At 45.5% G+C, this 15,878-nt stretch carries 17 protein-coding genes and 1 riboswitch; of the genes, 3 read left to right on the top strand and 14 right to left on the bottom strand.

Going from position 1 to position 15,878, the window contains the following annotated elements; genetic code table 11:
• Window positions 1-60 precede the first annotated feature (60 nt).
• The 6 genes from AC3WQ3_RS13270 to pdhA form a co-directional block, all read right to left on the bottom strand.
• Window positions 61-549 (bottom strand): dihydrofolate reductase, encoded by a 489-nt coding sequence (locus AC3WQ3_RS13270; protein ID WP_095286482.1) that lies wholly within the window; start codon window positions 547-549, stop codon window positions 61-63.
• A 27-nt stretch (window positions 550-576) separates the two neighbouring features.
• On the bottom strand, window positions 577-1,371 hold the full coding sequence (thyA, locus tag AC3WQ3_RS13265; RefSeq protein WP_492472479.1) for a thymidylate synthase: 795 nt from the start codon (window positions 1,369-1,371) through the stop codon (window positions 577-579).
• 274 nt (window positions 1,372-1,645) lie between these two features.
• A complete protein-coding gene (gene lpdA / locus AC3WQ3_RS13260; RefSeq protein ID WP_095286480.1) occupies window positions 1,646-3,061 on the bottom strand; it encodes a dihydrolipoyl dehydrogenase in 1,416 nt (471 codons plus the stop codon).
• A gap of 3 nt (window positions 3,062-3,064) precedes the next feature.
• Complete coding sequence (locus AC3WQ3_RS13255) at window positions 3,065-4,384, bottom strand: dihydrolipoamide acetyltransferase family protein (protein ID WP_095286479.1); 1,320 nt, start codon at window positions 4,382-4,384, stop codon at window positions 3,065-3,067.
• Window positions 4,385-4,560: 176 nt separating this feature from the next.
• A complete protein-coding gene (locus AC3WQ3_RS13250; protein ID WP_095286478.1) occupies window positions 4,561-5,538 on the bottom strand; it encodes an alpha-ketoacid dehydrogenase subunit beta in 978 nt (325 codons plus the stop codon).
• A gap of 105 nt (window positions 5,539-5,643) precedes the next feature.
• Window positions 5,644-6,711: a pyruvate dehydrogenase (acetyl-transferring) E1 component subunit alpha gene (gene pdhA, locus AC3WQ3_RS13245; protein ID WP_095286477.1), complete on the bottom strand. Its 1,068-nt coding sequence runs from the start codon at window positions 6,709-6,711 to the stop codon at window positions 5,644-5,646.
• Between the two features lie 255 nt (window positions 6,712-6,966).
• On the opposite strand from pdhA, the gene AC3WQ3_RS13240 reads away from it, so the two are divergent.
• Window positions 6,967-7,701: an alpha/beta hydrolase gene (locus AC3WQ3_RS13240; protein WP_492472478.1), complete on the top strand. Its 735-nt coding sequence runs from the start codon at window positions 6,967-6,969 to the stop codon at window positions 7,699-7,701.
• 144 nt (window positions 7,702-7,845) lie between these two features.
• Here AC3WQ3_RS13240 and AC3WQ3_RS13235 read toward each other — a convergent pair whose 3' ends face one another.
• Both AC3WQ3_RS13235 and AC3WQ3_RS13230 read right to left on the bottom strand, forming a co-directional pair.
• Window positions 7,846-8,316, bottom strand: coding sequence for a low molecular weight protein-tyrosine-phosphatase (locus tag AC3WQ3_RS13235; protein ID WP_492472477.1), 471 nt, complete (start codon window positions 8,314-8,316; stop codon window positions 7,846-7,848).
• Window positions 8,317-8,318: 2 nt separating this feature from the next.
• Window positions 8,319-8,996 (bottom strand): trimeric intracellular cation channel family protein, encoded by a 678-nt coding sequence (locus AC3WQ3_RS13230; protein ID WP_492472571.1) that lies wholly within the window; start codon window positions 8,994-8,996, stop codon window positions 8,319-8,321.
• 168 nt (window positions 8,997-9,164) lie between these two features.
• On the opposite strand from AC3WQ3_RS13230, the gene AC3WQ3_RS13225 reads away from it, so the two are divergent.
• Together AC3WQ3_RS13225 and AC3WQ3_RS13220 are read left to right on the top strand one after the other, a co-directional pair.
• On the top strand, window positions 9,165-9,806 hold the full coding sequence (locus AC3WQ3_RS13225; protein ID WP_336781973.1) for a thiamine diphosphokinase: 642 nt from the start codon (window positions 9,165-9,167) through the stop codon (window positions 9,804-9,806).
• A 287-nt stretch (window positions 9,807-10,093) separates the two neighbouring features.
• The gene (locus AC3WQ3_RS13220) at window positions 10,094-10,594 is read left to right on the top strand and encodes a C40 family peptidase (RefSeq protein WP_095357394.1); all 501 of its coding nucleotides are present in this window, start codon (window positions 10,094-10,096) and stop codon (window positions 10,592-10,594) included.
• A 140-nt stretch (window positions 10,595-10,734) separates the two neighbouring features.
• Here the strand turns inward: AC3WQ3_RS13220 and AC3WQ3_RS13215 are convergent, their stop codons facing one another.
• The 6 genes from AC3WQ3_RS13215 to AC3WQ3_RS13190 all read right to left on the bottom strand — a co-directional run bounded on the left by AC3WQ3_RS13215 (window position 10,735) and on the right by AC3WQ3_RS13190 (window position 15,492).
• On the bottom strand, window positions 10,735-11,427 hold the full coding sequence (locus tag AC3WQ3_RS13215) for a winged helix-turn-helix domain-containing protein (protein ID WP_492472476.1): 693 nt from the start codon (window positions 11,425-11,427) through the stop codon (window positions 10,735-10,737).
• A 158-nt stretch (window positions 11,428-11,585) separates the two neighbouring features.
• The gene (locus tag AC3WQ3_RS13210; RefSeq protein WP_430197232.1) at window positions 11,586-12,635 is read right to left on the bottom strand and encodes a ThiF family adenylyltransferase; all 1,050 of its coding nucleotides are present in this window, start codon (window positions 12,633-12,635) and stop codon (window positions 11,586-11,588) included.
• Window positions 12,632-13,399 carry a thiazole synthase gene (locus AC3WQ3_RS13205; protein WP_336781976.1) on the bottom strand — a complete coding sequence of 256 codons (768 nt, stop codon included), beginning with the start codon at window positions 13,397-13,399 and terminating at the stop codon, window positions 12,632-12,634. The genes AC3WQ3_RS13210 and AC3WQ3_RS13205 overlap by 4 nt, the downstream gene beginning before the upstream one ends.
• A gap of 3 nt (window positions 13,400-13,402) precedes the next feature.
• Complete coding sequence (thiS, locus tag AC3WQ3_RS13200; protein WP_336781977.1) at window positions 13,403-13,606, bottom strand: sulfur carrier protein ThiS; 204 nt, start codon at window positions 13,604-13,606, stop codon at window positions 13,403-13,405.
• A complete protein-coding gene (gene thiO / locus AC3WQ3_RS13195) occupies window positions 13,603-14,835 on the bottom strand; it encodes a glycine oxidase ThiO (protein ID WP_492472475.1) in 1,233 nt (410 codons plus the stop codon). Before thiO ends, thiS begins: the two co-directional genes overlap by 4 nt.
• Before the next feature lie 30 nt (window positions 14,836-14,865).
• Entirely contained in the window at window positions 14,866-15,492 is a 627-nt protein-coding gene (locus AC3WQ3_RS13190) for a thiamine phosphate synthase (protein ID WP_336781979.1), read from the bottom strand.
• 245 nt (window positions 15,493-15,737) lie between these two features.
• A riboswitch (TPP riboswitch) is annotated at window positions 15,738-15,847 on the bottom strand.
• Between the last annotated feature and the right edge of the window lie 31 nt (window positions 15,848-15,878).

Raw genomic sequence — 15,878 nt, 5'->3', positions numbered from 1 at the left:
TCTATTTTTCATTTCCACACATCAAATTTCTAATGAATTATCAACTCTTACAGGTTAGCTTCAGCGTTTGCGTTCATAAAACTCAAACGTATAGGCGTACACATTTTTCTCATCCTGCTCGCCCTCAATCTGCTCCTTCAGCTCCCATTCGGACCAATCCACATCCGGGAAAAAGGTATCTCCCTCAAATTCCTCATGGATCCTGGTAACCACTAATCGGTCCGCCAGCGGGAGGAACTCACGGTATACCTGTGAGCCACCGATTACACATAATTCCTCTCCTTTGGTAGCCTCCAAACCTTCTTCAATGGAATGCACCACTTCTGCCTGCTCTACCTTGTAGTTCAGATCTCTGGTGACCACAATATTCCGGCGCTGCGGGAGCGGCTTACCACCAAAGGATTCCCATGTATTGCGACCCATAATAATCGTTTTATTTAACGTACGACGCTTAAAAAAAGCCATATCTTTGGGCAATCGCCATGGAATGGAGTTATTCAAGCCAATAACACCATTTTCACCCATAGCCCACACAAGTTCAATACTCAAAATGCTACACTCCTTCTTCGAGTCTGCTTATACCGCAATTGGAGCTTTGATCCCCGGATGATGCTGATAGTTCTCAAACTCAAAATCCTCAAACTTATAATCAAAAATCGAATCCGGCTTACGTTTAATGATCAACTTAGGCAGCGCGAATGGCTCACGCTCGAGCTGTGTTTTCACTTGCTCCACATGATTTGAATAAATGTGTACATCGCCACCCGACCAGATGAAATCTCCCACTTCAAGGTCACACTGCTGGGCAATCATATGTGTCAGTAACGCGTAGCTGGCAATATTAAATGGCAACCCCAGGAACGTATCCACGGAGCGCATCGTAAGCATACAGGATAATTTACCCTCCGCCACGTAAAATTGAAACGCAAAATGACAAGGCGGAAGCTTCATGTTGTTAATCTCTGCCACGTTCCATGCACTTACCAGATGCCGGCGTGAATCCGGGTTATTTTTAATCGAATCGATAACTGCTGAAATCTGATCAATTTTCTCCCCATTTGGTGCTTCCCATGTTCTCCACTGCGAACCGTAAACCGGGCCTAGATCACCATTCTCGTCTGCCCAATCGTCCCAGATTTTCACTCCGTTTTCTTTCAGATAGGCAATATTCGTATCCCCACTTAAGAACCATAAAAGTTCATGAATGACGGATTTAAGATGGATTCGCTTCGTGGTTACAAGCGGAAAGCCTTCGGACAGATTATAACGAAGCTGTCTGCCAAACACCGATTGTGTGCCCGTTCCGGTACGATCCCCTTTATGAACACCGTTATGCAATATATCTTGTAATAAATCGAGATAGTTTTTCAAGTTGATTTCCCCTCGCATCTCTATATATGTTGCCACTCAGTTCCAGATTGGTCTGAGTACCATCGTGACTGATCATCTTAACAGTTTATCACACTGTGCACGATGGAAAAAGAGTTGAAAACACATTCAATTTTGCCCATGTTTACAACACAATGTACATGATATAACTCTACGGAAGCCTTCTACACTCAAAAAAAAGAGGCGAATAACGCGTTAGCGCTATTCACCTCTTGATTTACGTATGATGCCGGACGAGTCCGAAGCTTAGACGATATTAGCGGGAAATGATGTGGATCGGGTGACCCATAACCAGTTCCGCAGCTTCCATCACGATTTCGCCCAAAGTTGGGTGAGCGTGAATAGTCAGAGCCAGATCTTCCAGAGTAGCACCCATTTCGATTGCAAGACCAAGCTCAGCAATCAGGTTGGAAGCTTCCAGACCAACGATTTGGCAACCAAGTACAAGGCCGCTTTCTTCGTCAGCTACGATTTTCACGAAGCCTTCAGCATGGTTCAAAGATACTGCACGGCCGTTACCCGCATAAGGGAATTTACCTGCTTTAACTTTGTAGCCTTTTTCTTTGGCTTCTTTTTCAGTGTAACCTACGCTGGAGCACTCTGGATCTGTAAATACAACAGCTGGCATACATTTGTAGTCAACTACAGATGGTTGTCCTGCGATTGCTTCAGCAGCCACTTTACCTTCATAAGAAGCTTTGTGGGCAAGTGCCAAACCGGATACGATATCACCGATTGCGAAGATGTGAGGAATGCTAGTGCGGCCTTGGTGGTCAACTTTAACGAATCCACGCTCGTCAACGTCAACACCGATCAGGTCCAAACCAAGCTCACCATCCGTGTTTGGACGACGTCCAACAGTAACAAGCAGGTAGTCTGCAGTTACTTCTTTGGACTCACCATTTACGGAATATTTAACAGTTACATCTTTGTCCGTTTGCTCAGCACTTTCAGCTTTTGCACCCGTTACGATTTCGATGCCTGTTTTCTTCATGTTTTTAGCCACAAGGCTAGTCATGTCTTTATCGAATCCTGGCAGTACAGTATCCAAACCTTCGATGATCGTTACTTTAGCACCGAATTTGGAGTACATTTGACCAAGCTCAGCACCGATATAACCGCCACCGATAACGATCAGGCTTTTCGGTACTTCAGGCAGGTTCAATGCTTCTGTCGAAGACAGAATGCGTCCGCCGAATGGGAAAGGCTTCAGTTCGATTGGACGGGAACCTGTTGCAATGATTGCATTTTTGAATTTGTAACGCGGAGATTCGTGATCGTTGAATACACGCGCTTCGTTTTCGTTGATGAACATGCACTCACCGTTGAAAACTTCAACTTTGTTGCCTTTAAGCAAACCAGCTACGCCGCCAGTCATTTTCTTAACAACGCCGTTTTTGAATTCTTGAGTTTTGCCGAAGTCCACTTTTACGTTTTCAGCAGAAATACCGAATGCTTCACCGTGAAGTGCATTTTCATATTGGTGTGCAGCAGAGATCAGGGCTTTGGATGGGATACATCCACGGTTCAAACAAACGCCACCAAGCTCGGATTTGTCTACAATCAATACGCTTTGGCCTAGTTGAGCAGCGCGGATGGCAGCTACATAGCCGCCAGGACCCGCACCAATTACTAATGTGTCGATATTGAGAGAAGCGTCGCCTACTACCATATCTTACACCTCCATAACAAGCAGCTCAGGGTTAGCGAGCAGCTGTTTAATGTAGTTCATAAAGTTTTGTGCTGTTGCGCCATCGATGATACGGTGGTCAAAGCTCAAGGAAAGAGCCATTACAGGAGCTGCAACAACTTCGCCGTCTTTGATAACCGCTTTTTCGCTGATACGTCCAGTTCCGAGGATTGCAACTTCAGGGAAGTTGATGATCGGAGTGAAGAACATACCGCCAGCAGAACCGATGTTACTGATGGAAATTGTGCTTCCTTTCATTTCGTTAGCGCTCAATTTGCCATCACGGCCACGAGCTGCCAGATCACGAATGGAATCAGCGATCATCCAGATGGATTTGCGATCAGCATCTTTGATAACAGGAACGATCAAGCCGTTATCTGTATCTGTTGCGATACCGATGTTGTAGTATTTTTTGTAAACAATTTCGTTAGCTTCTTCATCAATCATTGCATTCAGAGCAGGGAATTGACGGGAAGCTGCAACCAATGCTTTAACGATGAACGGCAGATAAGTAACTTTCGTTCCTTTTTTCTCTGCGATTGGTTTCATGCGAGTACGGAAAGCAACCAACTCGGTTACGTCCACTTCGTCCATGATTGTAACGTGAGGTGCAGTGTAAGCCGATTTAACCATAGCATTGGAGATTGCTTTACGGATACCTTTGAATGGTACGCGCTCTTCTTCAAGGCGTTGGTCAGCTGCTGCCGCTGCTGGTGCTGCGGATTTTTTCTCTTCTTGAGCAGGAGCTGCGGAAGCTGCTGCGGATTGGCCACCACCATTTTTGAAGGATTCAACATCTTCTTTGGTTACTTTACCGTTGTTTCCAGTGCCGTTAACCTGAGCGATGTCTACACCTTGCTCACGAGCAAATTTGCGCACGCTTGGAGTTGCCAGAACGTCCTTGGCAGGTACTGCCGGAACGCTGTTGTTGCCGCCTTCTTGAGCTGCATCCGAGCTGGAAGCTGCTGCAGAAGAACCACTAGTGTCAGCTCCGCCTTGAGCTGCGTCTTTCTCTTGTGCACCTTGGTCGCCAGCAGGAGCGTCGTCTTGCTCAGGCAGTTCGCCTTCTGCATCGATAACAGCAACTACTTCACCAACGTGACAGATTTGACCGTCTTTAGCGAATACTTCAGTAACTGTTCCGTTAACCGGACAAGGTACTTCTACTACCGCTTTGTCGTTTTGTACTTCCATGATGATATCGTCGTCAGTTACTTTGTCCCCGACTTTGATGTGCATCTTGATGATTTCGCCTTCGTGAAGGCCTTCGCCTAGTTCAGGGAATTTGTATTCAAATTTAGCCAACTGAAAAACCTCCTTGATTATGTGCTCAATCCTGAAAACAACCCTTAGCTCCAAGAACTAACTGTTACCGCTAATGCAAATAACTGTCAATCAAGGGGCTAATGGCTGTTTACAGTGCAGCCTGTGCTGCGATGTGAATCACCATACTGCGCCTTGCGGCATGTCAGATGATCAAATTAGAAATTTACGACTTTGTTAACCGCAGCAACAATACGTGCTGGGTTAGGCAGCCATGTATCTTCAATTTGTGCAAATGGATATACAGTGTCCGGACCAGCTACACGCAGAACCGGAGCTTCCAGGTGAAGAATCGCTTTTTCATTGATTTGGGCAATGACTTCAGCTGCAACACCTGCGCTCTTTTGAGCTTCTTGTACAACAATTGCACGATTTGTTTTCTTAATGGAAGCAACAACAGTATCGATGTCGATCGGGCTGATCGTACGAAGGTCGATGACTTCAACTTTGATTCCTTGTTTTTCAAGCTCTTCCGCTGCTTTAACGGAAGTATGAACCATCATACCGTAAGTGATGATCGTAACGTCGGAACCTTCACGAACAACGTTTGCTTTACCCAGTTCAACAACGTAGTCTTCTTCAGGCACTTCTGCACGGAAAGCGTGGTACAGGTTCAAGTGCTCCATGAAGAATACAGGATCGTTGTCGCGGATGGAAGCGATCATCAGACCTTTTGCATCGTAAGGGTTAGAAGGAACTACTACTTTAATACCCGGAGTTTGCGTGAGCAAACCTTCCAGAGAATCTGTATGCAATTCTGCCGCTTTTACACCGCCACCGAATGGTGTACGGAATACGATTGGAGAATTGTATTTTCCGCCGGAGCGGAAACGCATACGAGCAGCCTGCACTACCATTTGGTCAAGTGCTTCGAAGATGAAACCTACGAATTGGATTTCAGCTACCGGACGGAAGCCTTGAATACCCAAACCTACAGCCAAACCACCAATAGCGGACTCAGCCAGCGGAGTATCAAATACACGCTCTTCGCCAAACTCTTTTTGCAGACCTTCCGTTACACGGAAAACGCCGCCTACATTACCTACGTCTTCACCGAAAAGCAGAACGTTAGGATCACGTTTCAACTCAACGCGAAGCGCATCACGGATTGCTTCTTTCATGTTCAATTGTGCCATTTGCTTCATTTCCTCCTTAAACATTGACAGTTCACATTTGAATTCATACATGTATACCGAGACACCAGAGCCGGCGCCGGATGTTTATGCTTTATCGGAAAAAACTTATTGGAAATCAGCTTTTTGCTCTTCCAAGTGCTTAGGCGTTTGTTCGAACATGCTGTCGATCAAGCCTGAAATCGTCATTTTCTCGGTTTTTTCCGCTTTTTTGATCTCTTCATTTACTTTAGCTTTTGCTTCTTCTTTCACACGAGCTGTATCTTCTTCAGTCCAAAGACCTTTTTTCTCCAGATACTTAGCGAAACGTGCGATTGGATCTTTTTCGCTCCATTCAGCCTCTTCTTCTTTAGTACGATATTTGGAAGCATCGTCAGAAAGGGAGTGAGGACGGAAACGGTAAGTTACCGCTTCGATCAATGTAGCGCCTTCTCCGTTACGTCCACGTTCAGCAGCTTCCTGAACCGCTTTGATAACAGCGAAGATGTCCATACCGTCAACTTTAACACCTTTGATACCTGCTGCTACCGCTTTGTGAGCGATGGACAGAGCTGCTGTTTGTTTAGCAAAAGGAGTTGTGATGGCATAACCATTGTTTTGTACGAAGAAGATAACTGGCAATTTGTATACACCAGCGTAGTTCAGACCTTCATAGAAGTCACCTTCAGAAGAACCGCCATCACCTGTGTACGTAATAACAACTTGCTTTTGTTTCTTCAGTTTATAACCCATAGCAATACCCATTGCGTGCAGAATTTGTGCACCAATGATGATTTGCGGCATCAATACGTTAACGCCATCAGGAATTTGTCCACCATGTTGGTGTCCACGGGAGTACAAGAATGCTTGATAAAGAGGAAGTCCGTGCCACACGAGTTGCGGAATATCGCGATAGCCTGGAGCAATAAAGTCTTCTTTCTCAAGTGCAAACTCACTACCAACCATTGTTGCTTCTTGTCCAGATACTGGAGCATAGAAACCAAGACGACCTTGACGGCCCAGGTTTACTGCACGGTCATCCCAAGTACGGGTAAATACCATGCGGTACATAATTTCTTTTAATTGATCGTCGGAAAGTTTAGGCATCATGTCTTTGTTTACAATTTCGCCGTCAGGAGACAGCACGGACAGAGCTTCTACATCCTCCGTATACACTTCATAAGGAACCTTGCTCATTTTTTTCTTCACCTCAACAAAAAATTTGAATATCAAGTTCCGCTGTTATAATATTATTATACACCTGTTTCACTGCATACGTCAAAGATATCCGTAATTTTTTTATGTTTCCTTCCGGATTGTATGTATAACAGGGGCTTAATATTGGTATAACAGCATAATACATGATTGCGTGTTTGACCTATCCCCGCACCAGGTTAATCTTACCGTATTGCGCGGACGAATGCAAAAATAAACCGAGAAAGGTGACGTTTTATGACGGATTCCCGCTATTTGAAACGTACGATTGTTAAGGAAGAAATCGATAGCCGCTATCTTGGAGAAAAGCGCACACTTCGAATTTATCTCCCACCAGGCTATAACGAATTACTCAGCTACCCTGTCGTTTATTGTCAGGACGGCGAAGAATTCTTCAACTTTGGTCGTATTGCTACGACTGCCAACCGCATTATTCTGGATGAAGGTGCTGAACCTTTCATTATTGTAGGTGTTCAGGTTGATGTCTCCGTTCGAACCCAGGAATATGCTCCATTCGGTAATCGATTCAAAGCATATACCTCATGCTTTGCTGAAGAGATTATTCCCTTTATTGAAGAGAAATATCCGGTAAGACGCTCTCCACAGGAACGCGTTCTCGCTGGCGATTCCCTTGGTGGCAGTGTTTCATTGCATCTGGCCCTGCTCTATCCGGATCTGTTCACACGGGTGATCAGCATGTCTGGAGCCTTCTATTCTGCCTCCCAGGAAATCTATGCAGCGAAAGAAGACTTGTCCTGGCTTTCCATCTGGATGATCGTCGGTTTACAGGAAACTGCCTTTGAGGCGGATACCGGCATTTATGATTTTGTTCAGCTAAACAGGGACACACGTGATTTGCTGGAAAAACGCGGTGCTCACGTCTCATATCGGGAAAAGGATGGTCATCATCAATGGGGATTTTGGCAAAAGGAACTGCCTGAAGCCTTGTTGTATTTCTTGCAAGAGAACTAGTGTGCTTCATATTATAAGCGGCTGTACTGGCCGCTATTTTTTTCTCTTTATTTGATAACGCTTACAATTATCTACTTAAAAAAAGCAGGAATCCCCTGCTTGTCTATAACCTCTTTGTTGAAACAAATCCTGTACTTCTTAGGATTAGGCAAGAGAATGATCTTTTTGAATTTGCTCCAAAAGTACATTGCAACCCGCTTCTACCAGCTTGTACACTTCTTCAAAGTTACCTGTAAAGTATGGATCGGGCACTTCCCGAAGGGATTCATTTGGCAGAAGATCCATAAATTTCATAATATCAGCCTCTGCTCCGCCAGTTATCTTACGCACATTGGCAACATTGGAATCATCCATGCAGACGATATAGTCAAATTGGTCAAAGTCAGCACTTCCGAATTGCCTAGCAGCCATGTTGTCATAGGAAATTTGGTACGAATCCAGCAGCTTGCGCGTTCCTTCATGCGGAGGCTTGCCAATATGCCAATCTCCTGTGCCAGCCGAATCCACCTGAATCAGGTGCTGAAGTCCTCTTTCCTCTATCTTGTGACGCAATACCGCCTCTGCCATAGGTGATCGACATATGTTACCAAGACAAACAAACAAAACACGAATCATGATTACTCCCCCTTGCTTAACGTACGCTTAAGCGCTGACTGTGATGACTGTGATGACTGTGATGGAACTGCTTCTGCGCTTACCAAGGAACGGCGAGGAAGCTTCCATTTATAATGTACAGAACACATCCGGAAAAATACAACTGCTGCAAAACATATCAACAGTCCCGCATTCGAGGTAAACCATCCCATACCTATAACAAATCCGGCTGTCATGGCCCATACCGCATAGATCTCGTCGCGAAGGACAAGTGGCTTGCGGCCTGCAAGCAAATCACGAATAATTCCTCCACCGATCCCCGTCAGTACTGCAGCAACGATTACCGCGCTGATGGGATGTCCCATATTAGCAGCATACAGTCCACCCTGGATGGCAAACGCCGCCAGTCCGATTGCATCAAATAGCGCTTCTGTTCTCTTCCAGTGACCGATCCACTTCAGCGGAAGCAAGAAGGCTACAGCAACAGATACCAGTGCTAGCATAATTAGTCCACCCTGACTCCATAGCGTAGTAACAGGCACCCCAATCAGTACGTTACGAACAACCCCGCCACCGAAGGCGGTCACCAGCCCCAATACGAGCACGCCCAAGATGTCATATTCCTCTTCCATCGCTACGAAAGCACCAGACATTGCAAAAGCAACGGTGCCTATAATGCTGAACACTTCAAAAATGTGCAAGTCCAACCTGTTCAAACCTCACTTTTCAAGTCATCTCCATGTCGCTCTACCCATTGTATCCGCGAGGACTGAAATTGTGCAACCACATTTTGTGTTTTATACTGAGAGCATTCGCGAATACTGTGAAATGATGTTATACGTTCTACATTAATAGAAAGGATGAATGGAATGACTACGAAACGCATTGTGATTTTTACAGGCGGGGCTCTCTCTCCTCAATTTCTCAAAGAAATTAGACAGGATGATATGGTTATCGCAGCCGATCGCGGAGCACTGTATTTAATTGAACATGGCGTAAAGCCTCATATAGCAGTTGGAGATTTCGACTCCATTACAGAGCAGCAATGGCAAATGGTGCGTGAAAACAGTGAGCGCATGATCACGGTTGATCCTATCGCAAAAGATTGGACAGACACTGAAATGGCCTTTGAGACGGCACTAGACCACGAACCCACCCATATCCTGATGCTTGGAGCTACAGGCACTAGACTGGACCACACCTTGGCCAATGTACATATTATGGTTCGTGCCATGCAGCATCATATCGTCTGTACCATTCAGGACGAACACAACTATATGATGCTGACAACATCAAAATTAGAGGTGGAGGACCGGGGATATGAATACATTTCCTTACTCCCCCTCACGCCAGAAGTTACGGGTATTACATTAGATGGCTTCCTGTATCCTCTTGATCAAGCTACCATACGGATGGGACAATCTTTGGGGATAAGTAATAAACTCCTTGGAGCATCAGGAACTGTATCCATAGACAGTGGATTATTACTTATCATACAGAGCAAAGATTAAACCTATATCCACGATAGTTATTACGTTTTTGTAACCTGTAAAATGTACGGATTATAAGATCATAACTAGAAAAGACCCTTGATTATCAAGGGTCTTTTCTAGTTTTCTGTCCAAACATATAAGTCAACGATTAATTTTTTGACATTTTTAATTATTTTTTAATAAAGAAACCCAAAGCTAGGCTGTACAAGGGATTATAGCGGTGTATCCAATTTCTAGGCTGTTACAAACCTGTTATACTCGCTTTAGCAACTTAACGAAAACGAATTTTGGAGGTAACAAACAACATGAAAACAAACATCTTAGTCCAAAAGGCCGTAACCGTCGGGTTGTGCGCTACATTAGGTTTTGGAGCTGTATTAATGACAAATGCACCTGTTGCACAAGCAGCAACTGCATCCGTATCTACTGGACAACAAATTGTAAACTACGGCAAAAAATTTACGGGAACACCATATAAATTTGGCGCGTCAACGTCCACTACGAAAAATTTTGACTGCTCTTCTTTTATGAAATATATCTTTAAGAAGTATGGTGTAGATTTGCCACGTACGTCTGTTAAACAATCCAAAGAAGGTAAGGCTGTATCGAAGGCTAACCTGCGTGTAGGAGATCTGGTATTCTTCTCGAGCGGAAGTCGTTCCACAGGTTCAAACATTACTCACGTAGGAGTATACGCTGGCAATGGCAAAATTCTGCACACTTACGGCTCTCCTGGTGTAACCATCTCGGATCTGAATTCCGGTACTTGGAAAAGAACATATATTAAAGCTCGCCGCGTACTGTAGTTATACTCTAACTTCTACTATAGACAGGCAGTTGGGACCGGATCTTGGATCCGGTCCTTTTATATTTACCCGGATTTCTCAGGATTACAAACAGGCGTATTTTGGTAACTTAAGGTCATATTGATGCTGGGAGTCATTCATTAACTGGTATGAAGCATGTAGCCGATGCCGCGTACGGTATGGATCAGTTTAATATCTCTCCCTTTATCAACCTTAACACGCAAATGTTTAATATATACGTCAACTACATTGGTATCCATCGCAAAATCATACCCCCACACTTCCCTTAGAATTGCACTCCGCGTACACGCCTCATTCACATGCCTGGCCAAAAATTCCAGCAGTTCATATTCCTTTGGTGTCAACATGAGGTATTCCCCTGAACGGCTTACCCTGCGTGAACGCAGATTCACTTTAAGATCATGCACAACGATGACCTCCTCATCCGTTCGGGCTGCATTCGAGAAGACTCGGAGTAAATTTCGAATTCTCGCCATCACGATCTTCCACTGAAACGGTTCAACAATGACATCATTTGCGCCTTGATCAAGCCAAGCGACGATCTGTTCCGGGGTTGCCTGTGGTGTAATCACGATAATAGGAACGACGCCTTCCTTATACTCCATTAGCCATTGCAGTTCCTCGACAATTGAATTGTCATGCTCCTCATCCACTACGCCAATTATCATGCTGCAGGTTTCCAGCTGGGCGTCCTGTTCCTGATACAGTTCTTCCCATTTAATATCAAAAACGGAGTAACTCTCGGTACACAACACTTCCTTAATCGAGTTCGTTCGGTCTTTGGCACCAATAAGTAAAATGGACGTTTTCATTTCGTTTCACCCGGCCTGTCTCAACCGCTGTCAAGGTGTTAAATGACCAGTTCGCTTATCATTTCCACCTGGAGTACAGCAACCTATTGTTTGCTTAGCATGCCGTAAAACGAAAAAGTCCATTCCCCTATAGGGAACAGACTGTTGAATTTAATCATTTAGCCAAAATATCGATGTACGAGTGTTCGAGCTTCTGCAGTATCTTTTGTGCCATGAACCAGAACACGTCCATCCTGAAAAATAACCAATCGATGCACCCCTGTCGTAAAAGAGATCAGGAACGGATTGACTTCAACGGGTCCTTCATCAAGTCTCCTCAGACGCTCAGCCGTATCTTGAAGATTCAGCTTCATCGAGCGAGAAGGACGAATCTGAACTGTATCCCTACCGCATAACACATCCGTTTTCTCCAGATTTGCAGCGGAAAGGTATGGATAGGAAGCGGTATTTCCGCAGGAAGGACAATCTGCTTTTTTGGCACCATCCACATTAATGGATATGTACTCATTCCGCCATACATCAAACGACAACAGCTTACGCCGCAGCGCACCTTCATTACCGCTAAGCAGCTTCATCGCTTCTGCTGTCTGGTTCGCCGTTACCATCTGCACAGCCTGGGGTATAATCCCCGATGTATCGCAAGTATCTCCACCGAGCGGTACCTCGCCAAGTAAACAGTTCAGACAAGGGGTATCCCCGGGCAGGAACGTATACGTGATACCATAACTTCCCACACACCCTCCATAAATCCAGGGAATGCGGTATTTCTGGGACATGTCATTAATCAGCAGCCTTGTATCAAAATTATCCGTGGCATCCATGATAAGATCTGCATTTTGAATGAGATCCTCCAGCTCGTCTGCACGGACATCCATCACCTTGCCTTCAATGACAACCGAGGAGTTGATATCGAGCAGGCGTTTTTCGGCTGCCATCGCTTTTGGCATTCGCTGAACTGCATCCTGTTCAACATAGAGCTGCTGTCGCTGCAGGTTGCTCCATTCCACATAGTCCCGGTCCGCAATGGTAATGTGTCCAATACCTGACCTGGCGAGCGTCTCTGCAATGCCGGTTCCCAGTGCACCGGCACCCACGATAACAACCCTGCTGTTGTTCAGTCTGCGCTGACCTTCTTTGCCAAGCGGAGCGTATCGTTCCTGTCTCGAATATCGATCACTTTGCTCCGTTGAATTTGTTTCTTCTATCATGTATGAACCATTCCTTCCGCCGGACTGCTGGCTGCCGCATAACGCTTAACGGGTATCATGCCTGCTTCATAAGCAAGTCTTCCCGCTTCAACTCCCATTCGCATCGCTTTTGCCATTTTAACCGGATCTCCCGAACCGGATACCGCCGTATTCAACAGCACACCATCCGCCCCCAGCTCCATGGCATATGCAGCATCTTTGGGGGAACGCAATCCGGCATCCACAATTACAGGAACAACCGCTTGCTCCATTATAATTTCCAGGTTGTACGGGTTGATAATGCCTCTTCCTGCTCCGATCGGTGAAGCTCCAGGCATGACTGCATGAACCCCAAGCAGCTGCAGCCGTTTGGCTAAAATCACATCATCCGAGATATAAGGCAGTACGATGAATCCTTTTTCCAACAGGATCTCGCAGGCCTTGTATGTTTCGATCGGATCTGGCAGCAGTGTGATCCCATCTCCGATCACTTCTACTTTTATCATATCACAAAGTCCTGAGGCACGGGCAAGTTCAGCGATTCGGACGGCCTCTTCTGCCGTGGAAGCACCCGCGGTGTTAGGGAGTAAAGTGAATCGCTTCAAATCGAGTGTATCCAGGAAGTGGCGTTTATCCCGATCTTCCAAGTTCAAACGTCGAACGGCAAAAGTCAACACTTCGGTTCCTGACGCTTCTACCGCTTGACTCTGTACATCCAAATCGTCAAATTTGCCCGTACCCAACAACAATCTAGAATGAAATGAATGGTGTCCTATCTTCAGCATGTTTTAACCGCCTCCCACAAAATGTACGATCTCAATTCGGTCTCCGTCTCTTAATACGGTGGATGCATGGTGTTCCCTCATCAAAATCTGACGATTTAACTCAACCACCACAGTTTTCACCTGCAAATTAAAGGATTGCAGCAACTGATCCACATGATTCAAATCGTCGTCAATGTTCATGCTCTGCCCGTTTACGATGATGTTCACTGCATAATCTCCTTTCTGCTCAAACGCTCTGGACGCAATTCATCAATGCCAAGCTCCTCCGAAGAATGGCCAGCCATCAAATCAGCCATCAGGCTGCCGGTAATTGCACTCAGTAAGATGCCGTTTCTGTAATGTCCAAACGCGGTATATAACCCGGGTATGCTTTTACAAGCTCCCAGATAAGGCAAACCGTCAGGGGTTGATGGTCGAACCCCTGCCCAGGCACGGATAAACTGGGCTTGCTGTATTCGAGGGACCCACCCTGCTGCGGATGCAAGCAGCTTTTGGATGCCTTCAACAGTAACTTCTCGATCTGAGCGTCCCGGTAAACTGGTAGCTCCGATCCAAACTTCGCCGTTTGCTTTGGGGACAATGTATACATTATCTGCATAAACCGTCTTGTCAGGTCTGTAATCTGCATCATGTTTCGGAAATTGTATTGCTGCAATTTCACCTTTTACGGGAAGAGTGGGCAGGTTAAGACCCACCTGCTTCAACATATCTCCACCTTGTAATCCAGCTGTGATAACCACATGTTTACACGTTAATCTTCCAATCGACGTTTCCACACCCTGGATTCCACTCGAATCCGCAGTTAGACTAACATTGTGTACACCTTCGATTACTTTAGCTCCCATTGTTTGAGCTGCTCCCGCATAGGCACGTGCCAAATTGACAGGGAGAAGTTCACTTTCTGAAGCCCTATATAGAGCCCCGAAAGTTTCCTTGCTTATCCATGGGGCTTCACGTTGAAGCTTTGAATGATCCCACCACATTTGCTCTGTAGGCAAAACTGTACTTCTTCTCGAATCGCTATACGTTTTCATCTCGGCTTCATTCCGAAATGGTGTAATAAATCCACTCTGCTGCAGGCCAATTTCAATGCCGCTTAGTAGTTCAAGCTGTTCTTTTTGCTGATACAGTCGTTTTCTACTTTCATATGCTAGCTTTGACATCACAGTAGTATGAAACGTCTCGCTGTCTGCAGCTAACATGCCCGCTGCCGCAGAAGATGTCTCACTTGCAATACGCACACGCTCGATTAAAATCACTTCTTTACCTCGTGAAGCTAGCTCATACGCGATGGCACAACCTATAACGCCGCCTCCCACAATAATAGTTTCCGCATGAAGCTTGCCACGAATATTTCCACGTATTTGGGTCGTACAAGCTGCTCCATTTCGGTAAAGGCTGCCACTTCGTCTTCGGCCTCTTGCTTCTCCGTTCATTCATTCACCTCCGTTATTCATTCTTTCTTTCTATCGTTCAATAGCCCACCTCAAGGCTGCTGCCGCACTTTCCGGATTATCACTGGTCCAGATCGAAGATATTACTGCCGCACCATTTGCTCCGGCTGCACGTACAGCAGCTATGTTTGCCGGTTCAATTCCGCCAATGGCAATTACGGGAATGGAAACAGCTGAGCATATTTCAGACAGTGCATCTATCCCTCTCGGCTTGATCCCAGGTTTACTGCTGGAGGAAAATACATGACCATAAAAGAGATAATCCGCTCCCCGTTCTTCAGCTGCTCTAGCTTCGTGAAGAGAGTGAACAGAGATACCGAGACGAAGTCGATCGCATTTGTTCAGGCTGCTGCCTTGAGTAGTCGCCATATCGGACTGACCCCAATGAATCCTCTCAATGAAAACATGTTTCTCCAACTTATTCAGCTCACATAGACCATTGATTACGATCCTGTCAGATGGAATTCCTGCGTTCAGCAAACTGTGAGCCCATTGAATTTTTTGTTCGGTGGTTAGATGTTTTTCCCGGATGTGGATATAGTCAAGCCAAGGCCATGCATCCGCTGCAATCTTCAGAAAACGTTGTTGATCCCCTACCCCTGGTGAAACAGCATGCAGTTCAAACGATAGTGATTTCACAGGTTTTTTAAAGGTATCCGTTTGGTTTCACCTTCCTTGCCGTCACAATATGTAAGCACAAAAAAGCCACTCCCGTAGGGAGTGGCCGCGATAACATGTCCAGTTAGTTAAATGAGCTTCACATGCCAGTTGTCAGGTATACAAGCTATTAAATCATAGCCCTGATATATACGAGATACCTTCATGTTCCACTTGTGAGCATTCACATTCGCTACAAAATCGAATATTAATTTGCCCATATCATTAACTAAAACGCGCCACTTCCCTACGCTGGTATAATCCAGATCAGGTGCAAAGGGTCCGGAATCGCATTATTCCATCTCAGCCGCATCGAGCGGCCCCCCTAGTGATCGTATGAAGTTGTAGCCTATGTTACCATAGTCACC

The organism is Paenibacillus sp. FW104-T2, from assembly GCF_058789975.1.
The sequence above is the reverse complement of the archived record's forward strand: the minus strand, read 5'-3'. Positions and strand labels throughout refer to the sequence as shown.